The organism is Escherichia sp. MOD1-EC6098, assembly GCF_002965865.1.
In the GTDB taxonomy this organism is placed as follows: Bacteria; Pseudomonadota; Gammaproteobacteria; order Enterobacterales; family Enterobacteriaceae; genus Escherichia; species Escherichia marmotae.
Map to the genome: position 1 here is coordinate 80,642 of NZ_PTSN01000005.1, position 25,318 is coordinate 105,959.

At 49.7% G+C, this 25,318-nt stretch carries 19 protein-coding genes and 3 pseudogenes; 10 read left to right on the forward strand and 12 right to left on the reverse strand.

Annotated elements, in window-relative coordinates; all coding sequences use genetic code 11:
* Positions 1–7 precede the first annotated feature (7 nt).
* Together yjiT and C0K55_RS07730 are read right to left on the reverse strand one after the other, a co-directional pair.
* Positions 8–3,298 (reverse strand): protein YjiT, encoded by a 3,291-nt coding sequence (yjiT, locus tag C0K55_RS07720; protein WP_123058143.1) that lies wholly within the window; start codon positions 3,296–3,298, stop codon positions 8–10.
* Between the two features lie 495 nt (positions 3,299–3,793).
* Positions 3,794–3,958 (reverse strand): DUF1127 domain-containing protein, encoded by a 165-nt coding sequence (locus tag C0K55_RS07730; RefSeq protein ID WP_061091163.1) that lies wholly within the window; start codon positions 3,956–3,958, stop codon positions 3,794–3,796.
* A 176-nt stretch (positions 3,959–4,134) separates the two neighbouring features.
* On the opposite strand from C0K55_RS07730, the pseudogene C0K55_RS26530 reads away from it, so the two are divergent.
* Positions 4,135–4,957 (forward strand): annotated as a pseudogene (locus C0K55_RS26530) (aminotransferase class I/II-fold pyridoxal phosphate-dependent enzyme).
* Between the two features lie 242 nt (positions 4,958–5,199).
* On the opposite strand, the gene C0K55_RS07745 reads toward C0K55_RS26530, so the two are convergent.
* Positions 5,200–6,144, reverse strand: coding sequence for an Rpn family recombination-promoting nuclease/putative transposase (locus tag C0K55_RS07745; protein WP_105266350.1), 945 nt, complete (start codon positions 6,142–6,144; stop codon positions 5,200–5,202).
* Between the two features lie 184 nt (positions 6,145–6,328).
* Between C0K55_RS07745 and C0K55_RS07750 the strand changes: the two genes are divergently transcribed.
* The 6 genes from C0K55_RS07750 to C0K55_RS07775 all read left to right on the forward strand — a co-directional run bounded on the left by C0K55_RS07750 (position 6,329) and on the right by C0K55_RS07775 (position 12,081).
* A complete protein-coding gene (locus tag C0K55_RS07750) occupies positions 6,329–7,609 on the forward strand; it encodes a DUF445 domain-containing protein (protein ID WP_105266349.1) in 1,281 nt (426 codons plus the stop codon).
* 118 nt (positions 7,610–7,727) lie between these two features.
* On the forward strand, positions 7,728–8,879 hold the full coding sequence (locus C0K55_RS07755; protein ID WP_061091165.1) for a double-cubane-cluster-containing anaerobic reductase: 1,152 nt from the start codon (positions 7,728–7,730) through the stop codon (positions 8,877–8,879).
* A 9-nt stretch (positions 8,880–8,888) separates the two neighbouring features.
* Entirely contained in the window at positions 8,889–9,656 is a 768-nt protein-coding gene (yjiL, locus tag C0K55_RS07760; protein WP_001517686.1) for a putative 2-hydroxyacyl-CoA dehydratase activator YjiL, read from the forward strand.
* Positions 9,653–9,910: a DUF3343 domain-containing protein gene (locus tag C0K55_RS07765; RefSeq protein WP_001517685.1), complete on the forward strand. Its 258-nt coding sequence runs from the start codon at positions 9,653–9,655 to the stop codon at positions 9,908–9,910. The genes yjiL and C0K55_RS07765 overlap by 4 nt, the downstream gene beginning before the upstream one ends.
* A 64-nt stretch (positions 9,911–9,974) precedes the next feature.
* Positions 9,975–10,835 (forward strand): SdiA-regulated domain-containing protein, encoded by an 861-nt coding sequence (locus tag C0K55_RS07770; protein WP_001517684.1) that lies wholly within the window; start codon positions 9,975–9,977, stop codon positions 10,833–10,835.
* Between the two features lie 67 nt (positions 10,836–10,902).
* Complete coding sequence (locus C0K55_RS07775) at positions 10,903–12,081, forward strand: MFS transporter (protein WP_061091168.1); 1,179 nt, start codon at positions 10,903–10,905, stop codon at positions 12,079–12,081.
* Here C0K55_RS07775 and kptA read toward each other — a convergent pair.
* Positions 12,076–12,648 carry an RNA 2'-phosphotransferase gene (kptA, locus tag C0K55_RS07780; protein WP_001151954.1) on the reverse strand — a complete coding sequence of 191 codons (573 nt, stop codon included), beginning with the start codon at positions 12,646–12,648 and terminating at the stop codon, positions 12,076–12,078. The genes C0K55_RS07775 and kptA overlap by 6 nt on opposite strands.
* A 137-nt stretch (positions 12,649–12,785) precedes the next feature.
* Here kptA and C0K55_RS07785 point away from each other — a divergent pair.
* Together C0K55_RS07785 and iadA are read left to right on the forward strand one after the other, a co-directional pair.
* Positions 12,786–13,060, forward strand: a pseudogene (locus C0K55_RS07785) (hypothetical protein); the annotation flags it as partial.
* Between the two features lie 12 nt (positions 13,061–13,072).
* Entirely contained in the window at positions 13,073–14,245 is a 1,173-nt protein-coding gene (gene iadA, locus C0K55_RS07790; protein WP_000568395.1) for a beta-aspartyl-peptidase, read from the forward strand.
* 75 nt (positions 14,246–14,320) lie between these two features.
* On the opposite strand, the pseudogene iraD reads toward iadA, so the two are convergent.
* From iraD to uxuA, 4 genes and pseudogenes are all read right to left on the reverse strand, one after another.
* Positions 14,321–14,714: pseudogene (gene iraD, locus C0K55_RS07795) on the reverse strand (anti-adapter protein IraD).
* Between the two features lie 409 nt (positions 14,715–15,123).
* Complete coding sequence (gene uxuR, locus C0K55_RS07800) at positions 15,124–15,897, reverse strand: Uxu operon transcriptional regulator (RefSeq protein WP_000833695.1); 774 nt, start codon at positions 15,895–15,897, stop codon at positions 15,124–15,126.
* Positions 15,898–16,111: 214 nt separating this feature from the next.
* Positions 16,112–17,572, reverse strand: a complete 1,461-nt coding sequence (locus tag C0K55_RS07805) for a fructuronate reductase (RefSeq protein WP_001517677.1) — start codon at positions 17,570–17,572, stop codon at positions 16,112–16,114.
* Positions 17,573–17,652: 80 nt separating this feature from the next.
* Entirely contained in the window at positions 17,653–18,837 is a 1,185-nt protein-coding gene (gene uxuA / locus C0K55_RS07810) for a mannonate dehydratase (RefSeq protein WP_001517676.1), read from the reverse strand.
* Positions 18,838–19,176: 339 nt separating this feature from the next.
* On the opposite strand from uxuA, the gene gntP reads away from it, so the two are divergent.
* On the forward strand, positions 19,177–20,520 hold the full coding sequence (gene gntP / locus C0K55_RS07820) for a gluconate permease GntP (RefSeq protein ID WP_000558241.1): 1,344 nt from the start codon (positions 19,177–19,179) through the stop codon (positions 20,518–20,520).
* Between the two features lie 184 nt (positions 20,521–20,704).
* Here gntP and fimH read toward each other — a convergent pair whose 3' ends face one another.
* The 4 genes from fimH to fimD are packed head-to-tail and all read right to left on the reverse strand — an operon-like array spanning position 20,705 to position 25,318.
* On the reverse strand, positions 20,705–21,607 hold the full coding sequence (fimH, locus tag C0K55_RS07825; RefSeq protein WP_001517674.1) for a type 1 fimbria D-mannose specific adhesin FimH: 903 nt from the start codon (positions 21,605–21,607) through the stop codon (positions 20,705–20,707).
* 18 nt (positions 21,608–21,625) lie between these two features.
* A complete protein-coding gene (fimG, locus tag C0K55_RS07830) occupies positions 21,626–22,129 on the reverse strand; it encodes a type 1 fimbria minor subunit FimG (RefSeq protein ID WP_000872022.1) in 504 nt (167 codons plus the stop codon).
* 12 nt (positions 22,130–22,141) lie between these two features.
* Positions 22,142–22,672 (reverse strand): type 1 fimbria minor subunit FimF, encoded by a 531-nt coding sequence (gene fimF / locus C0K55_RS07835; protein ID WP_000837649.1) that lies wholly within the window; start codon positions 22,670–22,672, stop codon positions 22,142–22,144.
* Between the two features lie 9 nt (positions 22,673–22,681).
* Positions 22,682–25,318, reverse strand: a complete 2,637-nt coding sequence (fimD, locus tag C0K55_RS07840) for a fimbrial usher FimD (protein WP_000120906.1) — start codon at positions 25,316–25,318, stop codon at positions 22,682–22,684.

A 25,318-nucleotide genomic window follows, 5' to 3' on the forward strand; every position in this document is an offset into this window, starting at 1 on the left:
TTCCTTTTTATTTTTTAGCAACATAACGCAACAGGCTGCACTGGAAGATGGTCTTAAACCAGCGGGAATCGAAGTCCCTGACTTGCCTCAGGAAAAATACGGCACCGGGTTTACGGTCAAATACAGCTTCAAAAGAAGTATTTCCGCTTGCCACAGCTGCAGCGAAGACGGGTAACCAGGCCACGGAATAGCGGTAGTCTGCGTCAGGATTAATACCAATCACTGGATTTTTTTGTGACATCATCCATTTATACAGACGCTTGCAGCCATATTCAGGCCAGCGAGCTTCACTGTGCTCACGTAAAAGCTCCTGATACCACCCATGGACATAAGATTCAGGAATAGACGGAGGGAGATATCCGTTACTTAACCATTTCTCAATTTCATCGGCATATGTCGGGAACACGAGCCCCAGCCGTTGAAACATATTAGTAACCAGTAATTTCTGGGTTTCCTCCGGTGCACCTTTTTGGCTCAGGAACAATTTGAAACGCTCAGATGCAGCTTTGATCTCAAAGATGGGGAAAAACTCCCATAGAATAGGAAACTCATTCTCAATACGACTCAGATACTCTGCTGACATTTCGAATTTGAAGAGCGACATCGCCAATGCCTGCGGATGCTGCACCAGTGCACGCCATACTTCAAAGGTTGCCAGCGGTAAATAACCAAATTGATCGTACAGGCTACGCATAAATTGCCAGCCAGAATGGGCAGGATCGTTAGCCATCTGTCCGAGAACCAGTGTGATGGTATTAACTTCTGCCTGTGGATTAAAAAGCTGGGTCGCTTTTTGCAATGAGCGGATGTTGCTTTCTTCTACCGGTAACGAAGATTCGCCACGAATGAAGCAGGGGCGAAAAGCCATCTCTTCACCCGGTTTAGGAACAACCAACCATGGTCCGTTTTTGTTAACGATTGAGCTCAACTCATATTCACCGACAGGCACTCCCTCGCTCATTCTTGATGCTAAGGGAATGGATTTCCTCTCTGGTTCACTTAACAGCATGATAACAGGGGAAGGAATCTGTCCAGCACGATGGTTCACTGACTGGCTGTGTAATAGTTCTTTTTCATAATCATAGCGCAGGCTGTATTTATAGCGACGAATTTGCCAGGCCATGACCACACCCGCCCCCGTAATACGCATCTCAACAACCTGATCAATACCTGCCTCAAGTGAAATCAGGTTCTCAATATGTTCGCGCAAACTATAAAGATTCAATTCAACAGGACGATCGCTCAACGCCGTATAACACCATTCGTGCCATGCCTGTAATCCACTAACGGAGCGCAAATGCAATTGCAATGTATATCTTGTCGGTTCACCATTTCTGGAGAACAGAAACGCTCTGGAACCCAGTAGATCATGCAGCGTAATGTTTTTATCCAGAGGACGTCCGTTTACATCAAGAGCGAGACAGCCTTTAGCGGGGAAAGGTAACTCAATGTCGATGGGGTCAGCCGCCAAATTGGGCAGAACTTGTAATGTAATAAATGCCGGAGGTACCCCTTCCGCTTTAAGCTGTATCTCTGTTCGCCCCTCAGTACGCTTACGTGTAGCCTCCAGTGTTTTTTCTTTGAGTTTTGCTACACAAGGATGCTGTGTGGTGATTACGATAGTGCCTTCATTTGCGTGCATTCCACCTTTTATCTCAATACTGAAATCAGCAGGCAAGATACCGATTTTGCGACGCAAGAGAGTTTCATTATTACTATTCCGGATAGAAAGATATTGAGCCCCCATCATCTCTTGGATATGACATTGCTCAATTGAAATTCCGCTCAGGTAACGCGTTACATCAATGCTTTGAATATCCGGTAGTGTAGAAATGACTTTGGGTACACCAATAAATGTCTCATCTGGATGACAAACCCAGCTTGCACGCTTTCCATTTAGAGCAAACCTTCCGATGCTGATTTGTTCTCTTCCGGTGCGAATCCGATAAGTTTCATTTGCTGCAACTGTAACGTCCTGGCATCCCTTAACAGGTAGCGCTTTAAGTCCTAATACGTTTACTGCACTCGATTGGCCATCAAAACCAGCAACAGTGCTATTGTCCCGAGGGAGCACAATCAGAACATCGCTGCTTCGCACACTACAGGAGGCCTGTCCCTGTAACAGCCATTGATCTGCATCAACGATGAAGGTTAACGGCACCTCACCAATGGCAATTTCACTGTCATCAAGTTTAATGCCCCCAACAATCATTCCTCCAGCACGTGCGACTAACGACAAACCTGCCGATGGTTTTTGCCTGACAAATCTCACTTCGCTTTTACGTAACCGAACTTTTGCATGTCTGTTTTCCAGGGAAGCATAGGCCGCCCCAAGGCCAGAGACTTCCTCACCATCTTCACAAATGGCAAGTTCAAAGCGTGTAGTTGACGGCTCGCTTGTTACAGGAAAGGAAACTTCGTCAGGAAGAGATACTATCGCCCTAAGCTCATCTGGATGCTTTTCTGACCAATAGAATTGGCAACGCGTACTCTTATTTTTTTGTAGTCGAGGCTTAGCCTCTACAGAGGCTGCGCATAGCAGTCCATTCAAAAAATGCGTTCCTGTTTCATCATCTAACGGTATTGGAAACTCGCTTCGCCAGGTAGGGTGAACCTTATCAAGCTGTTGTACTGGTTCTTTGTGATTTATTAGGTTGTAAGTAAGTACTAAGGAATTGAGGTTATCAGCCATATGACTGATAAGTTCTACAGAGGTATCTTCGCTAAAAACAGTTGGCAACGCTGATTTTTCTATGACAGCTCTTGCCAGCGAAAGGGCAGAAAAACCTGACTGCTTTGCTTGCTCATATTGTCCAAGGATCCTGGAGAAAACAGCCAGAAAGCGACTGTCTGATTCTTTGAGTAGCCGGAAAGGTAAACCACCCTCACTGAATAATGTTCCGAGAAAATTGCGTCGTTCAGATTCATAAAATCGAATTGGGCGCAGCCAGTAATCTTCCATCCCTTTCGGTACGATAGTACCAAGCTCTGTGGCGGTGAATGAAATCCCTATTTTTTTATATATAGGGTCCCACGTCCATCCGCATTGCCGTTCATAATCCCTGCGGTACCACTCAGAGCAAAAAAGAACAAAACAGGCAGCAAAGTCCCTATTACATATATAGGATTGCGATTGACCGACTGCATGGAGTAGCTGCGTTAATTGGTTATATTCATCATTGGTCGCATGATATTCATAAAGAGGACGGCCATCCGGTTGTCTCAACCCTCTAAGATTCACAAAGTTACTTAGCCAGGAAGTACATTTTACCCATGAAATGTATTCTGATTGCCCCAAAGCAAGCTCCTTAGAGATAAAAGATACAAAAACAAAACCCCAGAATATTTCTAATTTGAAAGAAAACTTTTCAAAATATCGTATAATTAATCAGGCGGCAATATCTAATTTTTCAGGTCGGTACTATAAATCAATTTTAGATAAAAATAATATCAACCATCTATTAATCATAACTCATTTATCACCAGCCCTTATAATTTCAAATGAAAATAAATCTCAAACAATCAAAAAGTATGCAGTAGCTAACATTTAACTTTCCAGGATATAAAACAATTAGAGAAACTGCACAATAGCGAATAATGAGAGTTGTAAAGTCAGTCAAAAAACACAAGTAATCACTGTGCGTTTTTTAACCATTATCGACATGAGTTTAAAGAGGTTAGTGAAGAAGATATTCCTGTACACTCCATACCTATTGATGAATTGTCTCTGGAAAATTTTTATAACTTAATTTAAAAACATAAAAACGTTTTATTATATAAATCTATATCCCCCTCACTCCACATCCTCCCTACGCAACCCAATATCCTTCAACCGCTCATCACTCATCTGCTGTAACACGCGCCGGGTCTGCTTTTTCAGCCACCAGCTTCTCACCGCCTGCCAGAGTTGCACAAGGCCGATAAACGGCGCTTTGGCTTTGTTTTCGTGAAATTCCATCTGCTGCCTCCTCATCTTTCAGAGGCTTCATCATCCGCCTTCTGGCCGCTCACAATGCAGATACAACTATTACTTTTATTTAACATAAAGACAGATTAAAACAGCATCTGCATCCGGTTTTTTAGCCTCATCTGTACCGGTTTCTCTCTCTGTATAGTCCAAATAAGGAATACAGCATGACGCGTTACCAATATCTGGCGACTCTGCTTGCCGGGCAGATTGAGCAAGGGCTGTATCGTCACGGGGAGAAATTGCCGTCGGTGCGCAGCTTAAGTCAGGGGCACGGCGTCAGCATCAGTAGCGTGCAGCAGGCGTATCAGACGCTGGTGACGATGAAGCTCATCACTCCGCAACCACGTTCGGGCTATTTTGTTGCGCAACATAAAACCCAGCCACCAGTGCCGCCAATGACGCGCCCGGTGGAAATCACCCAGAGGGATCAGGTGCTGGATATGTTGAAAGCGCATAGCGACAGTTCTGTTGTTCCGTTCAGTAAAAGCACGCCGGATGTTGAAGCACCCAGCCTGAAACCGCTCTGGCCTGCGCGTGGGCTGGGCCGCGCCAGGACGTTATCACGATAAACGGCTGCATATGAAATACGCCACCAGCAGCTTTAATGTACCGTCCACGCAAATGGCGGCAGCAACGTTTGTGCTGGAAGGTCACTATCATCGCCATATCCGGCGGATGCGGCAAAACTATCAGCGCAATATGGCGCTTTATACCTGCTGGATATGGGAATATTTTCCCTGCGAAATCTGTATTACACGCCCGAAAGGCGGATTTTTACTGTGGATAGAACTGCCTGAACAGGTCGATATGGTCTGCGTCGCGCGGCAACTGTGCCGCATGAAAATCCAGGTAGCGGCAGGCTCGATTTTCTCAGTTTCCGGCAAATACCGTAATTGTCTACGCATCAACTGCGCTTTACCGCTCAGCGAAACTTATCGCGAAGCGCTGAAGCACATTGGCGAGGCCGTGTATCGGGCAATGGAATAAATACGAAATAGTAGCGAAGCGCTGGAATTTCCTCTCACGAATCGCCTGTAACTCGTTTTATCTCTGCTGGGTCATCGCCACGTTCCAACCTGACTTAGGCAAAGTGCACTTTGTTCATGCCGGATGCGACGTGAACGCCTTATTCAGCCTACAAATATCGTAAATTCAATAGATTGCAGATAAAATGTAGGTCTGATAAGCGTAGCGCATCAGGCAGTTTTTCGTATGCCATCAGTCTCTGATTAGTACTCGATCCATGGATCGCGCTTGCTTTCAGGCAAGGGCTGCTCTAATGCCTGCATTTGATCTGCCGAAAGTCCGGTGATTTTTTGTATCCATTCAGGATCTGCCCCATTCTGCAACAACAATCGGAGGAGGCGCTGTTCCCCTTCTTCTTTCCCTTTCTCCCTCCCCAACAGCCATCCATCATGATGAATTCGCTCTGCAATCGTCATTATTCGCTCCCTTTGTTGTGGCATTCGACGGGTAAGTTCGCTGATAAACTTCTTAAAACGCGCTTCATCGCCAGTCAGTAAAATGTAATTTAACAGCGCAGTTATCTGGCTGTCATTAGCACACTCTGTAACCAGTAATACTACCAGTTGATCGATAAGCCCCATCAGATCGCGCTGGCGAATATGCTTTTGGATCAACTCCAACAGGGCGACTCTGCGATGCTGCACAATCTCGTCGTCCGGCACCACGGTGACATCCACCAGCGGGAACGCGGCGGAATAAAGTTTCCGTGCGGTAGCCGGGTCGGCAAATTCATCCAGCCAGCACAAAGACCAGGGATAAGGACTACGGCTACCGTAATAAAACAGCATAGGGATGACCAGCGGTAGCGGTTGGCGTTTATCATGCTCTATATGGCGCTGCATCACCGCCATGGAATATCGCATCAGACGAAAGGCCATATGAATATCCTCGCTGCTCTGATGTTCAATCACCACATAGATATAGCCATCACCTTCGCGGGTCTTTACCGACCACAGAATATCAGAGTGTAGCGCCCGCAATTTTTCATCGACAAAGCGGGCTGATTCCAGTTTTAAGGTGTCGAGATCGCACAGTTCACGTAAATCTTTGGGTAAGTGGATCTCCATAAAATCCCGCGCGGTGTCAGAGTGGGAGAGAAAGGATTTAAATAATGCGTCATGCGGCGTGCTGGTCGTGAAGTTTGTCATGGCGAGCCATCACCTATAAAAGAGATGGCCTGACTTTAGCGATTAATAAACCGACTCTCACCCGGTAATTTCCCATTCCCCGAGGCGCTTTCCAGGCTATTTTGGTTCTCCTGCAAGCGATACATTTTTCTGGAAGGCATCTCGATTTTTGCGTGAATCTACCGCCAGGCTCTATCCTTACGATATGAATAAAATCATTGAACTCCGACGCGCCAAAATGCTGGCGCTCTCTTTGCTGCTCATCGCTGCTGCGACCTTTGTTGTTACGCTTTTTCTACCCGCCAATTTTTGGGTGAGTGGTGTTAAGGCTATCGCAGAGGCGGCAATGGTCGGCGCGCTGGCAGACTGGTTTGCGGTGGTGGCGTTGTTTCGCCGCGTGCCGATTCCGATTATTTCTCGCCATACGGCGATTATTCCGCGAAATAAAGACCGGATTGGCGAAAACCTCGGCCAGTTCGTGCAGGAAAAATTTCTTGATACCCAATCGCTGGTCGCGCTGATTCGTCGTCATGAACCGGCATTATTGATTGGCAACTGGTTTAGCCAGCCGGAAAACGCCCGCCGTGTCGGTCAGCATCTGTTGCAGATCATGAGTGGTTTTCTCGAACTGACCGATGATGCACGTATTCAGCGTCTGCTTAAGCGCGCGGTGCATCGGGCGATTGATAAAGTGGATCTTTCCGGCACCAGTGCATTGATGCTGGAGAGCATGACCAAAAACGATCGTCATCAGGTGCTGCTCGATACGCTGATCGCACAGTTGATTGCCCTACTCCAGCGTGATAAATCGCGCAAATTTATCGCCCAGCAGATTGTCCGCTGGCTGGAGAGTGAACACCCGCTAAAAGCCAAAATTTTGCCTACCGAATGGCTGGGTGAACATAGCGCAGAGTTGGTTTCTGACGCCGTGAATTCTTTGCTTGATGATATCAGCCGCGATCGCGCTCATCAGATCCGCCATGCGTTTGATCGCGCCACCTTTGCGTTGATCGATAAGCTAAAAAACGATCCCGAAATGGCGGCGCGCGCCGACAATATCAAAGCGTATCTGAAAGAAGATGAAGCCTTTAACCGCTATCTCAGTGAATTGTGGGGGGATTTACGGCAGTGGCTGAAAGCGGATATCAACAGCGAAGACTCTCGCGTGAAGGAGCGTATCGCGCGGGCAGGTCAGTGGTTTGGCGAGACGTTAATTGCCGATGACGCCTTGCGGGCGTCGTTAAATGGTCATCTCGAACAGGCCGCGCACCGCGTCGCGCCTGAGTTTTCGGCATTCCTGACGCGACACATTACTGACACGGTAAAAAGCTGGGACGCGCGCGATATGTCACGGCAAATCGAGTTAAACATCGGCAAAGATCTCCAGTTTATCCGCGTTAACGGCACGCTGGTTGGGGGGGGTATCGGGTTGATACTGTATCTTTTATCGCAAATCCCGACCTTGTTATCCATCGGCAATTTTTAGAGATCAATGAAAATACGCTAAGAGGCTAACCGCGAGAGAGATCAAATAAACCACACTAAAAACATGGTAATAATGTGGCCTCTTTTCATCATCTCCCGTGTTACGGGGAAGGAAAATCATGTCACTTGTCACCGATCTACCCGCCATTTTCGATCAGTTCTCCGAAGCTCGCCAAAAAGGCTTTCTCACCGTGATGGATCTCAAAGAGCGCGGCATTCCGCTGGTTGGCACCTACTGCACGTTTATGCCGCAGGAGATCCCAATGGCCGCCGGGGCGGTTGTTGTCTCGCTCTGTTCCACCTCTGATGAAACCATTGAAGAAGCGGAGAAAGATCTGCCGCGCAACCTCTGTCCGCTGATTAAAAGTAGCTACGGCTTCGGCAAAACTGATAAATGCCCTTACTTTTACTTTTCTGATCTGGTGGTCGGTGAAACTACCTGCGACGGCAAAAAGAAAATGTACGAGTACATGGCGGAGTTTAAACCCGTGCATGTGATGCAACTGCCGAACAGTGTGCAGGACGAGGCTTCGCGCGCGTTGTGGAAAGCTGAAATGCTGCGCTTGCAAAAGGTAGTGGAAGAACGTTTCGGGCAAGAGATCACAGAAGACGCGTTGCGCGATGCCATTACACTGAAAAATCGCGAACGCCGTGCACTGGCGAACTTCTATCATCTGGGGCAGTTAAATCCCCCGGCGCTTAGCGGCAGCGACATTCTGAAAGTCGTTTACGGCGCAACCTTCCGTTTCGATAAAGACGCATTGATCAATGAACTGGATACAATGACCGCCCGCGTTCGTCAGCAATGGGAAGAAGGTCAGCGGCTGGAGCCGCGTCCACGCATTTTAATTACCGGCTGCCCAATTGGCGGCGCAGCAGAGAAAGTGGTGCGCGCGATTGAAGAGAACGGCGGCTGGGTGGTCGGTTATGAAAACTGCACGGGGGCAAAAGCGACTGAGCAATGTGTGGCGGAAACGGGCGATGTCTATGATGCGCTGGCCGACAAGTATCTGGCGATTGGCTGCTCCTGTGTTTCTCCGAATGATCAACGTCTGAAAATGCTCAGCCAGATGGTGGAGGAGTATCAGGTCGATGGCGTGGTAGACGTGATTTTGCAGGCGTGCCATACCTACGCGGTGGAATCGTTGGCGATTAAACGTCACGTGCGCCAGCAGCACAACATTCCTTATATCGCCATTGAAACGGACTACTCCACTTCGGATATCGGGCAGCTCAGTACCCGCGTCGCGGCCTTTATTGAGATGCTGTAAGAGGTGGCTGTGAGGTATTCGATAGGCATTGATTCCGGTTCTACCGCCACCAAAGGGATCTTACTGGCAGACGGCGTAATTATGCGCCGTTTCCTCGTTCCAACACCATTTCGCCCGGCAATAGCAATTACAGAAGCCTGGGAAACTCTGCGCGAAGGGTTAGAGACAACGCCGTTTCTGACGCTCACCGGTTACGGGCGGCAACTGGTGGATTTTGCCGATAAACAGGTGACGGAAATCTCCTGCCACGGGCTGGGAGCGCGGTTTCTTGCGCCAGCAACGCGCGCGGTGATCGACATCGGCGGCCAGGACAGCAAAGTGATTCAACTTGATGGTGACGGTAATCTGTGTGACTTCCTGATGAATGACAAATGTGCGGCAGGAACCGGACGTTTTCTGGAAGTGATTTCGCGTACGCTGGGCACCAGCATCGAGGAACTCGACTGTATTACCGAAAATGTGCCACCGCACGCCATCAGCAGTATGTGTACGGTGTTTGCCGAATCAGAAGTGATCAGTCTGCGTTCTGCCGGGGTAGCGCCGGAAGCGATTCTCGCCGGAGTGATTAACGCTATGGCGCGCCGCAGCGCCAATTTCATTGCTCGTCTCTCCTGTGAAGCGCCGATTCTGTTTACTGGCGGTGTCAGCCATTGCCAGGTCTTTTCCCGGATGCTGGAAACTCACCTGGGAATGCCAGTACATACCCATCCTGATGCACAATTCGCTGGCGCAATTGGCGCAGCGGTGATTGGTCAGCGGCAGAGAAAACGGGCATGACGGAATTCTTATTTTTATTTCATTCAACGGTCGGCGTCGTGCAAACGCGCAAGGCGCTGCAAGCAGCGGGCATGGCTTTTCGCGTCTCGGATATTCCCCGTGAGTTACGTGGAGGCTGTGGGCTATGCATCTGGTTGAGGTGTCCTGCTGGTGAGGAAACACAATGGGTTATCCCAGGTCAAACAGAGTCAATTTATTATCAGCAGGATGGGAGCTGGCTGTGTATTGCAGATTACGATTCAACTCCGCGTTAAGGATTCATTAAGATCGCTACGTATACTTCTCGATATCTTATTGATTTGCCTTAAAGGGAATGCCATGACAAAAAGTTTTTCGTTACATAAACGCATCACGGGTATTGCTATTCTTTTTGCCATCGTAGTCGTGAGTTTTTTCTTTGTGCAATCTTGCGCCCGTAAAAGCAATCATGCGACATCATTTCAGAATTACCACGCCACCATTGACGGCAAAGAAATTGAAGGTGTAACGAATAATATCTCCTCGCTGACCTGGTCGGCACAGAGCAATACCCTGTTTAGTACTATCAACAAGCCCGCGGCAATTGTTGAAATGACCACCAATGGCGACTTGATCCGCACTATTCCTCTGGATTTTGTGAAAGATCTCGAGACGATCGAATACATTGGCGATAATCAGTTTGTCATTAGCGATGAGCGCGATTATGCCATTTATGTCATTTCTCTTAATGAAAACTCAGAGGTGAAAATCCTCAAAAAAATAAAAATCCCGCTGCAGGAAACGCCGACCAATAGTGGTTTTGAAGGACTGGCTTATTCTCGCCAGGACCACACTTTCTGGTTTTTTAAAGAGAAAAACCCGATTGAGATCTATAAAGTTACCGGACTATTACGTAGTGACGAGTTGCACATTAGCAAGGATAAATCATTACAACGGCAATTTACTTTAGACGACGTGTCTGGCGCGGAATTTAACCCACAAAAAAATACACTTCTGGTGCTGTCTCATGAGTCTCGCGCACTCCAGGAAGTCACCCAAACAGGCGAGGTCATCGGTGAGATGTCGCTTACCAAAGGTAGCCGGGGTTTGTCACATAACATCAAACAGGCCGAAGGGATAGCGATGGACGCCACTGGCAATATCTATATCGTTGGCGAACCCAATCTTTTTTATCGCTTTACCCCTACATCATCACATTAACAGGCTGGCATGTTTTCCTTTTTTGTTATTAACTTGTTAACAACAAAAAATACAAATAAGGTAAAACATGTCCCCTTCATTGCATCCCGTAGAACGCTTCTCTTTCAGCACCGCGTTTTTTGGGATGCTGGTTCTGACCTTAGGGATGGGGTTAGGCCGCTTTCTGTATACGCCAATGCTACCTGTCATGCTGGCGGAAGGAACGTTTTCATTTAGCGAACTGTCGTGGATTGCCAGCGGCAACTACGCAGGGTATCTGGCAGGCAGCATGCTGTTTTCATTCGGCGCGTTTCATCTGCCGTCGCGTCTGCGCCCGTTTTTATTGGCTTGCGCCCTGGCAACCGGATTATTGATCCTCGCGATGGCATGGTTGCCGACTTTTGTTCTGGTGTTGTTGATTCGCTTTCTGGCGGGCGTCGCCAGCGCCGGAATGCTGATATTCGGCTCGACGCTGATTATGCAACATACCCGCCATCCCTTTGTGCTTGCGGCGCTGTTTTCTGGCGTTGGCGTCGGTATCGCGCTGGGCAATGAATATGTGCTGGCGGGACTGCATTTTACCCTCTCCTCGCAAACATTGTGGCAAGGAGCCGGAGCGCTTTCTGCCATTATATTGATTGTTCTGGCACTATTGATCCCGTCGAAAAAACACCTCATCGCGCCTGCGCCGTTGGCAAAAAACGATCAACAGATGATGAGTTGGTGGTTGCTGGCGATTCTGTATGGTCTGGCAGGTTTTGGTTATATCATCGTCGCCACTTATCTGCCGCTGATGGCGAAAGATGCAGGCTCGCCATTGTTAACCGCCCATCTCTGGACGCTGGTTGGCTTGTCGATTGTCCCGGGTTGCTTTGGCTGGCTGTGGGCGGCAAAACGCTGGGGAGCGTTACCTTGCCTGACAGCGAACTTACTGGTGCAGGCGATCTGCGTACTGTTAACCCTCGCCAGCAGCTCGCCTTTATTACTCATCATCAGTAGTATTGGGTTTGGCGGCACCTTTATGGGCACCACCTCGCTGGTGATGACCATCGCCCGCCAGCTTAGTGTGCCGGGAAACCTCAACCTGTTAGGCTTTGTGACGCTTATTTACGGCATTGGGCAAATTCTTGGCCCGGCGCTGACCAGTTTGCTCGGCAACGGAACATCGGCTCTCGCCAGTGCCACTCTCTGTGGCGCAGCGGCGTTGTTTATTGCGGCGCTGATCTGCACAGTGCAATTGTTTAAGCTGCAAGTGGTGACTTCATAAGGGCTGTTTCCCTTGCCAGTCAAGAAACTCAACCGCAACAGTTGATGTCAGCCAGACCCCGTTTTCCGCTTGCCAGAAAGGTATTCCTCGTTTCGCCATTTCCTGTGCTTTGACGGTTAAGATAACCGGCGCTCCGTGTCTTTCTCCTACTTTGCGAGCTGTCGCTTCATCAGCAGAGAGATGCACATAGTGACGCTCCCCTGCAATTAATCCCTGACTTTTTATCGCCTCAAGGAAACGACTTGCCGTACCGTGGTAGAGAAATTGTGGCGGTGTTTTTTCGGTGAAGGCAATAGCGACCTGCGAAGTCGAATGCCCCTGAACAGCACGAATACACCTACCATCACTGGAATAACTAAAGCGCTTCTTATCACTGGTGGCGACCACGGAATCCAGTAATGCACGCGTTAACCGCTTGCCCGCTTTTTGTGCACAGAGTATGAGCTTATCGATATTCGCCCACCCTTCACGATCCAGCACGATGCCAATCGCCTCTGGTTTATGTCGGAGGACAAAACTTAAAAACTTACTCGTATCCGCCAGATCTTTTTCACTGTACTTTGCCATTTTGCATTCATCCTTGTATTTTCCGCCTTTACTTACTCATCGTTATTGTCACTGTGTTTATGAATTTTCTGCAACTCAATCCTATTTTTCCACTCTGCAAAAAACACGTAGCAACACACGGTCACAAAAACGTTGTGGGGATGCCCGGTGAAGCGGCAACTGTCTTTTAGCCACGTTGATGAGTATGGACGACGCGGTCGGCGTTGCTGCCAGCCAGGCGACCGCGAGCGCATTAACCGATCATGATGTCACCGTTTTACTGCTCGCGATGTATTTAATGGGCAACCCGGTGCAAAATGTCGGTCGCTGCCTGGAGACAGCCGAAGTGAATGCCAAATATTACCCGCATATCATTACGGTCTGCGTGATTAACGCATTGCTGTCGATTTGGGTTATGCAGCTTATTGTTTAACAAGGAGTTACCATGATTGATTATTCCGCAGCCGGTTTTACCCTGTTGCAGGGAGCGCATTTGTATGCGCCGGAGGATCGGGGTATTTGCGATGTGTTAATCGCTAACGGCAAGATTATCGCCGTTGCCAGCAATATCCCTTCTGACATCGTACCGGACTGCACGGTTGTCGATCTCAGCGGGCAGATCCTCTGTCCGGGTTTTATTGATCAACACGTCCATTTGATTGGCGGCGGCGGTGAAGCTGGCCCCACAACACGCACGCCGGAAGTAGCATTAAGCCGCCTGACGGAAGCGGGCGTCACGTCGGTAGTTGGCCTGCTGGGCACTGACTCTATCTCTCGCCATCCGGAATCCCTACTCGCCAAGACCCGAGCACTCAATGAAGAAGGCATCAGCGCCTGGATGCTGACCGGTGCTTATCATGTACCTTCCCGCACCATTACGGGTTCTGTGGAAAAGGATGTGGCGATTATCGATCGCGTGATTGGCGTGAAATGTGCCATCTCTGATCACCGCTCCGCCGCGCCGGATGTTTACCATCTGGCCAATATGGCAGCAGAATCCCGCGTTGGTGGCTTGCTCGGCGGTAAGCCTGGCGTCACCGTGTTCCACATGGGCGACAGCAAAAAGGCGTTACAGCCCATCTATGACCTCCTGGAAAACTGCGATGTGCCAATCAGTAAGTTGCTGCCGACGCATGTTAACCGCAACGTGCCTTTGTTTGAGCAGGCGCTGGAGTTCGCGCGCCAGGGTGGCACCATCGACATTACCAGCAGCATTGACGAACCGGTCGCCCCTGCCGAAGGTATTGCCCGCGCCGTTCAGGCGGGTATTCCGCTGGCACGCGTCACCCTTAGCTCCGACGGCAACGGCAGCCAACCCTTCTTCGACGACGAAGGGAATTTAACCCATATCGGCGTTGCGGGTTTTGAGACGTTGCTGGAAACCGTGCAGGCGCTGGTTAAAGACTACGGTTTCAGTATCAGCGATGCCCTGCGCCCGCTCACCAGTAGCGTAGCCGGTTTCCTTAACCTGACCGGGAAAGGTGAAATCCTGCCAGGTAATGACGCGGATTTGCTGGTATTGACACCGAAGCTGCGCATTGCGCAGGTATACGCTCGCGGCAAACTGATGGTCAAAGACGGCAAGGCGTGTGTGAAAGGAACGTTTGAAACTGCATAAGCGGTTGTCAGCCGCCCGAATAGACGTAGAATGCCCGCACGGGTGGCTGACTGAGTAAAACGCAGGAGATTGTATTTAGCTGACTTTCCCCAACATCGCACTGCACCAACCGCCATGCTGCCAGATCAATTCCAATGTTAGCGGTTCATCGTCGTGGTACAGCATCATCTCCAGACTGATTGCCAGATCAGTGGCAATATACTTCTTTCAGACTCACCTGCAATGCTGCAATACGTGGTTCATGAAATAAAAGAGCGGAACGCAACTGGCGGCAATACCAACTCTGGAGACGTTTGTCGCACTTATTATGCCCTTGCCACTCAGGCATGCCAGAAACAAGTAATGTTGGTAGCGGTGAATGAGGAGAATTAAAAAGTTGAAAGAGATCCTGGCATACGGAATCACGCAGCAATGATGTATTGCTTCCTGTTTTTTCAGGTAATACGGTCTGAAGTAATTGGCGCATCATTTTGCGCACTCCTGACGTTTAGCGGCATCGATATCTTGCCCTGACGGCAGGATACCACTGAGTTGATGCTCATTTTCCATAGTCATTCCTTTTTGCTCATTACGTCCGTAACTGATACAGGCCTAATTCTTGCCCGCGAAGTATAAGACCCTGAACAGAAATGAAGATCCACTTACTTTTTATTTAAAAAGATATAATTTGATAAAAATCACTAAATCAGATAGAAACAAATCAATATATTTTGATTATTCCGAATGATTACTCAGATTTAAATAGAGATATAATATTTATAAAAGATATGTAATAAGTAATTATTAAATTACTCATAGTTTATTATTAATAATATATGTTATTACATGGCTACAAGACCCGGTGCAAAGCAGCTCAACTTTGCACCAGAAATAAGGGTTCAGGCGTCAACTTTATCCAATGGCCAGGAGTCAAAGAGATAACCATCAAAATAGATATCATCGACGTTGGAAAATTCCAGCAAACGCTGTTTCACATTTTCCAGATGCTGCCACATTGCCAGCTTCGCCGCACGGGCGTCTTTTTTGATTAACGCCGCGAGGATCTGTTTGTGATCGCCCAGCCACTCTTTGCGGTATAAGCTGTCATCCAGATGGCTGTGCAACTGGATCCACATCGGATTGTTTTCCCGCCACTGCCAGGACTGACGGAACAACTCCACCAGCATACTGTTATGGGTTGCTTCGGCAATGGCGAGGTGAAACTGCATGTCACCGCTTTCGCTGCTGCCCGGCGCACTGGAAGCCAGTTCGCGTTCTTCAAGCTGCAATGCCTGGCGCATTTTCACAATGTCTTCCCGTGTTGCCTGCAAGGCGGCAAACTCGGCTATGTTGCTCTCCAGCAACTGGCGCGCCTGTAACAGCTCAAAAGGACCAGCGTCGTTGCAGGCGTTAACATCTGCGCTGTCCGCACTCTTACTGGTGGAACTGTCAAGAACATAGATACCGGCACCACGGCGTACTTCTACCAGCCCTTTGATCTCCAGCATGATCAATGCTTCACGTACCACAGTACGCGTGACGTCGAGCATTTCTGCGATCTCACGCTCCGGCGGCAGCCGTTCGCCAGGATTGTACGGCGTCTTAATGATCAGATCGCGGATCATTGCCCCGACTTCCTGGTAAGGTCTTTGCGCAGAGGTGGCAGATTTCATGGTGTTGTGTCCGTTAGGTGCGGTTAATCAAATTTTTGCCGGATGCGGCGTGAACGCCTTATCCGGCCTACAACGGGCAATTTTACGGCACCCGTTAATCTCAAACTATACCATTTGCACTGGAAGTTGGCACGTACAGGTGGGCAAAAAAACGAAAACTGGTCAACCAAATATAAATTTGATTGACCAGTCAGTCTGTAGGGTAATCAGTCAGTTACAGAGCAGCCACGCACTCACGCGCACCACGTTCGCACAGTTGCTGATATGCAGTCGTCACCGCGCCAACAAAGTCCGCGTTCTGCGGCAGATCATCGGCAAAAATACCGCTCAGACCCAGCAGAGCTTTCACACGTTCCGCCCCCTGATATTGCGCGTTGATCTTCTGGAACTCCGCCAGCATCGGGTCGACCACGTCGATAGCGTTGCCTTGCTCATCAATCCCTTGGGTGTAACGCATCCAGCCCGCGACGCCGAGTGCCAGATGACGCCAGCTACCGCCGTTTTGCAAATGCAAGCGAACCGGATCCAGCAGACGCTGCGGCAACTTCTGGCTGCCGTCCATCGCAATCTGCCAGGTGCGATGACGCAGAGACGGGTTGCTGAAACGCTCGATCAGCAGCGTCGCATACGCGTTCAGGTCTGTACCTTCCGGCATCGACAGCGTCGGCGCTTGTTCCTGCATCATCAGAGCAAAGGCCGCTTTGCGATAATCCGCGTTGGTCATGGTATCAGCGATGGTTTCATAACCACCGAGGTAACCGAGGTACGCCAGGAAAGAGTGACTGCCGTTAAGCATACGCAGTTTCATCATTTCGAACGGAACAACGTCCGCAACGAACTGTGCGCCGACTTTATCCCAGTCCGGGCGACCATTGACGAAGTTATCTTCAATCACCCACTGACGGAACGGCTCGCAGGCAATGGCACACGGATCGTAAACGCCCAACTGGTCAGCAATTTCCTGCAATGTTTCAGGAGTAGCCGCCGGAACAATGCGGTCAACCATTGTGCACGGGAAAGTCACGTTCTCTTCAATCCATGCCGCCAGTTGCGGATCACGAGCCTGAGCCAGTCCCAGTACTGCGACTTTCGCCACATGACCGTTTTCACGCACGTTGTCGCAAGACATCACCGTAAAAGCTTTCAGCCCTTTTTCACGACGCAGACGCAGGGCTTCCACGATGTAACCAATTGCAGACTTCGGCGCGGTCGGGTTTTCCAGATCGTGCTTAATCAGCGGGTTATTGAGATCCAACTGACCGCTTGCCGCGTCGGCACAGTAGCCTTTTTCCGTGACCGTCAGGGAAACAATTGCCGTCTGCGGACGCGCCATCGCGTTCAGAATGCCTTCGCAACCGTCGATTTCAGGGTGCAGCGCTTCTTTCATCGAACCGATAATTTTCAGCTCGGTGCTTTCTGCGCCTTTTTCCGCCACGGTATACAACAGTTGCTGTTTTTTCAGGTTTTCGATCAGCACGCGGTCGTTACCTGGCATCAGGTTAACTTCGCAGATCCCCCAGTCGCTGTCGGTGCTTTCCAGCAAATGGTGGGTATACAGCGCCTGATGCGCGCGGTGGAACGCCCCGCAACCGAGATGCACAATGCGTGATTCCAGACGAGAATGATCCCATGACGGGCGGGCAACCGGCAGATTGCTGTCAACAATAGTAGTCATCGTAAACTCCAGAATCCGTCTTCAGAGAGTGACGGCAAGGAAGAAGGAACCGGCACGGCGCGAAGCCATGCCGGTGAGTATTAACGGCTAAAGAAAGCGCGTTGGATCGCCAGTTCGACACCGCGAACTTCGGCCAGGCCTTTCAGACGACCAATAGCGGAGTAACCAGGGTTGGTTTTCTTCTTCAGGTCATCCAGCATCTGGTGACCGTGGTCCGGACGCATCGGGATCAGGTCTTCTTTGCCTTCCGCTTTACGACGGTGCTCTTCTTCAACGATCGCTTTCACCACTTCGTACATATCAACGTCACCGTTCAGGTGCGCCGCTTCGTGGAAGGTTTTCGGGTTTTCTTCACGCATGGTGGAACGCAGATGGGTGAAGTAAATACGTGGACCGAACTGCTTGATCATATCAACCAGATCGTTGTCAGCACGCACGCCGTAAGAACCGGTACACATGGTGAAACCGTTCGCCATGCTGTTTACGGTGTCAACCATCCACTGCATATCTTCAATGGTGGAAACGATGCGCGGCAGGCCGAGGATCGGGCGCGGCGGATCGTCCGGGTGAACAGCCATGCGCACGCCAACTTCTTCCGCAACCGGAATGATCGCCTTCAGGAAGACAGCAAAGTTTTCGCGCAGTTTGGCTTTGTCGATATCTTTGTACAGTTCCAGGTGCTTACGGAACTGATCGAGGGTGTAGCCTTCTTCCGCGCCCGGCAGACCCGCAATGATGTTACGAGTCAGACGCGCTTTGTCTTCATCACTCATGGTGGCGAAGCGTTCTGCTGCCTGAGCAATTTCTTCTTCGGTGTAATCCGCTTCTGCGCCTGGACGTTTCAGGATGTGCATTTCGAATGCAGCAAATTCGATCTGGTCGAAGCGCAGTGCTTTGGAGCCGTCCGGTAGCACATATTCGAGGTCAGTACGGGTCCAGTCGAGAACCGGCATGAAGTTGTAGCACACGGTGCGAATGCCGCACTGCGCCAGGTTGCGCAGGGTCTGCTGATAGTTAGCAATCCACTGCTCATAGTTGCCAGTGTGAGTTTTGATATCTTCGTGAATTGGCACGCTTTCCACGACAGACCACACCAGGCCCGCGTCTTCAATGATAGCCTTGCGTTTGAGGATTTCTTCAACGGACCATACTTCGCCGTTCGGGATATGGTGCAGCGCGGTAACCACGCCAGTTGCGCCCGCCTGACGGACATCTGCTAAAGAAACCGGATCGTTAGGGCCGTACCAGCGCCAGGTCTGTTCCATGATATTTCCTCTTTCACATAGCGGGTTCCACAGCGAAGAGACGCGGAACCCCGGAGTTGTTTAGGTATCCGGATGAACAACCAGACCGCAGCCGTGGCGTTGCATCGGATGAGATGGCGTATAAGTTCTACCTTTTGGTAAGACATGTCAACCCGAATTCTAAAATTGGTTAACCACATCACAAGAAATCCACTCTCACACAGGTTGATGCAAATTACAGCAAAGGGTATTCAGCGGTTTTTGATCGGGGGATGTGATATTCATCGCAACAATGGTTGACCAATTTACATAACATGTCGCCCAAAATAGCAATGGTTCAACCAGGTAAGGTAAAACGTTATGCATGTGCTTAACATTCTTTGGGTGGTATTCGGCATCGGCCTGATGCTGGTACTGAATTTGAAGTTCAAGATCAACTCGATGGTGGCTTTGCTGGTGGCAGCGTTGTCCGTTGGGATGCTGGCGGGTATGGATCTGATGTCGCTGCTGCACACCATGAAAGCGGGCTTTGGCAACACGCTGGGGGAACTGGCGATCATCGTGGTGTTCGGTGCGGTCATCGGTAAGCTGATGGTTGACTCTGGTGCGGCTCACCAGATAGCGCACACGCTGCTGGCGCGTCTCGGCCTGCGCTATGTTCAGATATCGGTGATCATCATCGGCCTGATTTTCGGTCTGGCGATGTTCTATGAAGTGGCCTTTATCATGCTGGCACCGCTGGTGATCGTGATTGCCGCCGAAGCTAAAATTCCCTTCCTGAAACTGGCTATCCCGGCAGTAGCGGCTGCAACCACCGCACATTCACTGTTCCCACCGCAGCCGGGTCCGGTGGCGCTGGTCAATGCTTACGGCGCAGATATGGGGATGGTTTACATCTATGGCGTGCTGGTGACTATTCCCAGCGTTATCTGTGCGGGGCTGATCCTGCCGAAGTTTCTCGGTAATCTTGAGCGCCCAACGCCGTCATTCCTGAAAGCGGATCAACCGGTAGATATGAATAACCTGCCCTCTTTCGGCATTTCCATTCTTGTGCCGTTGATCCCGGCGATCATTATGATCTCCACCACCATCGCTAATATTTGGTTAGTAAAAGACACACCGGCATGGGAAGTGGTTAACTTTATTGGTTCCTCCCCAATTGCGATGTTTATCGCGATGGTGGTTGCGTTCGTACTCTTTGGCACCGCACGCGGCCACGACATGCAGTGGGTGATGAACGCCTTTGAAAGCGCGGTAAAAAGTATTGCGATGGTGATTCTGATCATCGGTGCAGGCGGCGTGCTGAAGCAAACCATTATCGACACAGGCATTGGTGACACCATCGGCATGCTGATGTCGCACGGCAACATTTCTCCATACATCATGGCGTGGCTGATCACCGTGCTGATTCGTCTGGCGACTGGTCAGGGTGTCGTTTCAGCGATGACCGCCGCCGGGATTATCAGTGCCGCAATTCTTGATCCGGCAACCGGTCAATTGGTTGGTGTAAATCCGGCGCTGCTGGTTCTGGCAACTGCCGCGGGTTCCAACACCCTCACCCACATTAACGATGCCTCTTTCTGGCTGTTCAAAGGTTATTTTGATCTGTCAGTAAAAGACACCCTGAAAACCTGGGGTCTGCTGGAGCTGGTCAACTCCGTGGTTGGGCTGATTATTGTGTTGATTATCAGTATGGTGGCGTAAAGGAATATCAGAGCCTGCCATTGGCAGGCTCAGTTCGGATGGTTGGCAACGTGCGCCTTGTTTATGCCAGATGCGGCGCTGGCGCGTCTTATCTGGCCTACAAAAAGCTAACATACAGGTTTTGTAAGCCTGATAGCCATCAGGCAAATATTGCGTACTCGCATTGGCAACCCCTGTGATTTCTTTATTGATAAACAAAAGTCACACCAATAATTGACTGCACATTACCTGCAGTCACCTGCCCTCCAGTACGTGCGTAATTTGCCGTTAACCCAAGACTTACCGCTGAAGTCCCTACTGCCCCTAATGACACAGTGCTATTCGCTGGAATAATCGTACCGTTGCGCGTCAACTGCACGCCGACGCCCTGTGCTGGCGAAAACGACGCCGTGTTGGTGAAAATCGAGTTGTCCGCATCTGCGGTTGTACCTGAAAGGTAATACCCCAGGTTTTGGCTTTTCGCACAATAAACAGTAAGAGGAATCGGCACCGAGCCGGGGTAGTCCGGCAGAGTGACGGTGACATCTCGCGCAGAAACATCACAACCACCGGTAGGCACCACCACATCGTTATTGGCATAAATATTCCAGACAAACTGGAAATCATCGCCGTTATAGTTGTTGGTCTGGCGCAAAATGAGCACGGCTATTAATGAACCAGCCTTAATCGCCACTCCGCCCGCACTGCTGACAGGCGTCAGATAAAGCGCCACTGGCCAGGGCTTATCCGTTCTCGAATTATAAACAACGCGTGGCGTTTCGCTGGTGGTAGGAAAAGGATAGCTACTGCCATTATATTTTACGGTTCCGGAAAAATTAGATAACACGCCGCCATAAGCTGAACCTCGTTGCAGTGTTACATAGTCTGTAATGGTTTCCGGGTAATCGTTATGGCAAAAGATCTGCGTCGAAAGATCCACAACCAGGTTTTGCCCCACATTCACTGCGGGCGCAAGGTTAACATAGACATTGGCGCTGCCGCCGCCAATAGGGATAGCCGTACCATTAGCGGTTTTACAGGCGAATGACCAGGCATTTACCGACCAGCCCATCAGCAGTACAGTAAATAAGGTAATAACGCGTTTCATTACAATCATCTCTTCGGGTTAGCTGTAGGTATAGGTGATGCTAATCACTGCCTGAATGGTTCCCTGGGTGGCACCACCATTTACCGTCAATGCTCTGACCTGCAACGGAAAGTGCGCAGATTGAGAGGAATCATCCACCTGAACAGTTTTGGTTGCGCCGGTGTTCAATGTGTTGCCGTTGTCATCCTGTAGCTCTAACTGGATGTTTTGCGCGGTTCCCTGGTTTTTATAATATCCGGTGCTGTCAGCCGCCCCGCTGAAACTGGCGGTGACTCTGGACGTTCCCACCGGACAATTCGTCAACTCAAGCGCAACATCATGCCAGGACGATGCCGCTCCGGCAGACATCAGGCTGAAAGAATAAAGATCGCCGAGATCAACCGTGGCATTGGTGGTGGAAACTGTGCACGGTTTGGCGACGACCTTACCATTCACCGTAATGGTGACATCGGCTGCCCGTACCGTCGCGCTTGCGAGCGCCAACATTGCCGCCAATAAATACCCACGTTTGCGCCATTTCATGAGCATCTCCAGTTACTGATATTCAAGAGTGAAGGTTGCCGTGGCATTGATATGCCCCGCAGTGACAGGCACCTGTGTCGCCATTAGCCGGGCGTAAAAATTCAGCGTATTTGGTTTACCCGGCGTCAGGGTCGTCCACGAAATCGCGGACGATGGGGCATTAAGTGGTATCTGATTTTGTTGCTCATTCAGAAGCTGTATTCCCAGTCCCGCAGCCGCTGACACAGTCTTTTCAAGTGCAAGCAGGTTGGAATTATGGCTATCTGCAACACCGGTAAATCCGATCTTTACAGCAGAGACGGCATTACCACAGGGTGACAGCAAAATACGAAAAGGAACGACCGGAGTCGTCGCCCCAATGTTGTTAAATTGCTTCGCCGCATTTTCCAGCAAATCAACGGTAAAATTGGTTGATTCAACTGCCACACTACAGCCGTTATCCCTGACATAGCCGCGGATAGTAATCGTGCTATCCGCAGCCAAAGCGTGACTGACAACCAGCCACAAAAAAGCGCACAGAAGATAAAAAGGTTTGCTTTTCATCACGCCCCCTTAACGACATTCAACTGATAGCTGGGTTAATAACTGCTGCTGACTCTCAGGTGGCAGTTTGTAATCTGCGACACAGTGAGCATTCTCCCCTTCTCCCCATTTCACCTGAACTTTTCCCGCTAAAGGCATCCCGCTGAGGTAAACCTGGCCATTATCCGCAACAATGCCGCTACTCTGGCTACTCTCTGATGTGACCATCGCACCAAACGGCAGCGGCTTATTATTGTGGGTCAGCGTCATGAGTAGTTTTATCCCAACGCGCGCTTTAAACTCTGCTCGCACGATTGCCCCACGGGTGGGAACAACGTTAGCGACCGCGTTATCTAAATCGACGTTATCAGCCAGGGTATTGGTATCCAGTGCCACTCTATTTTCCCGATATTCAGTGGCATAAGGCAGCACGGCATAACCGCGCCAGTCGGTACGAACACCTGTCTGGTTTTCGACTTTTACATCTTTTGCTCCAGGCGCTTTAATCAGCACAACCGTATCGTTTAACGGCTGCCCCAGCGTTACGCCATTGGCATGGGCCAATACCCCACCGCTGACTCCGTAATAGACCTGCTTAATATCATCGCTATGGCTGTAACCTATGTTGGCATTGCCATAACCGCCGCGATAATTCAGCGCTGCGTAGCCTGTACTTCCGCTATTCCCATCGCCACCTCCGGCATATCCGGTTTGTACGCTGTAGCTTAGGTTGTTGTCTTCCAGCAACGTACCGTATACACCGGCCAGGTTGGTCATCCGACCATTGAGATCGTGTGACATGCTGTAGCTGGCACTGGCATGTCGCCACTGAGATTTACTGTCAGAACGCAGCCAGTGGCTGAAAGGAATATTGACGTTAAGAGCCAACATCTGATCTCGTCCTTTTTGCCAGGCGTTTTTCGTCAGGCTATAGCTGAGCGTCCAGTTGATATCCTCGAATGCGGTATTTAATCCGGCCTGGAATTGCTCATCGACATTACTCGTTCCCCAATAAGTCTGATGGCTACCACTCAAATAAAGTGTTGATGTGCGCCCAACTTGCTGAGTGACAGTAAGTTGTAATTTTCCGCGTTTGTTATAAGCGAGGTTGTAATAGTCGGTGAATTTCGGCTTAACCTGAATAACACCATCCTGCGTTTCAATGTTGTAGCCATTCATTCGGCGGTATGTTGTATCAGCGAAATTGAAATATCCGCTGGTCGAATAGCGGTAACCCACTAACTGAATATTCGTGCCTGACTCATTGAGCGATTTGTTATAAAGAAAACGCACTGATTGTCCGTCATGCTGACTTTCATCGGGAAGTGTGGCATTAGCCTGCGTCATATCCACGGACAGAGCCCCCAATGTCCCCATGTTTTTCCCGACACCGAAATTAAAAGCACGATAACGATCCGCCAGTTGAGTACCGCCGTATATTGTCCAGCCAGCCGGGAGGCCGTGGAGTAACGTACTCTGGAAAAAGCGGGGGTTTTCCTGTTGCGCATTACCACTGCGGTACTCTCCAGCCGTAATGGAATAACGTGTATGTCCCTCACGCTGCAGGAGCGGTACTGACGAATAGGGTACGGTAAAGATCTGTGTGCTGCCGTCGGCCTCTTTAATCGTTACCTGCAAGTCACCACTATTACCTGCGGCATAGAGATCATTAATAGTAAAAGGCCCCGGTGGCACCGTACTATTATAAATGTCATACCCGTTCTGTTTAATAGATACTTGTGCAGTACCACGTGCAATACCGTGGATCACCGGGGCAAATCCTCTCTGGCTATCGGGTAACATATTGTCATCTGAGGCCAACTGTGCGCCGCGAAAGTTAATACCATCGAAAATATCGCCCTGGGTATAACCATCGCCCAACGTCAGGCGAGAACGTAACGGAATTATGTCTCGCTCAAGCCAGGTATTGATATGTTGCCATTTATTTTTGCTACCTGATGAACTGCCGCTACTGTTATAACTCCAGGTAGTATTGTCGCGTAAACGCCACGCACCAATATTTAATCCACTCTGCAGGTTTAAATATGCATAATGGCTGTTACCCCCAATCCGATTCTGCACACTATTTCCACTGAAGTTATAATTGAGTAATCCGGCATTAATACCTGAATCCCACAACTCTGGTGGAATATAGCCACGCGCACGCTGATTCATAAATGCCTGCGGGATCGTGAGGTTAAGCCGCTGCAGGCCAACATCTAAATGCGCAGTGGCTTCATTGATCATCGAAGTTAATGGTACGCAGGCATCAGCCGCCAGCAGATTCATACCGGAAACAGAGGCCGTATTCAGCCCCATACTGGCGAGTTGTGCGCGTGTCAGACAAGGGACAATCCCTTGTTCACTCTCCCCCGTATTAAACGTGACATCTCGTGTTGCCATATAACCATTATTCATATAGATATCGACACGATACGTTCCCGGCGGTAATTCTTGTCCATTTTCAAAACTCGATAAATCGGCAACAGCCTGAGGATCATCCGCTAAAAAGCGCGGGTTAAAATAGAGTTCGGCAGATGAAAAAGGTGCCTGTGCAGCAAATGCACAGGCAACAGAGAGCCGGATAAAAAAACCAGCCAGACAAGGCTTACGATTATGCAAGCATTGCGTGTTTCGCTGGTAAAATCTTAAATTCAGATATGACAT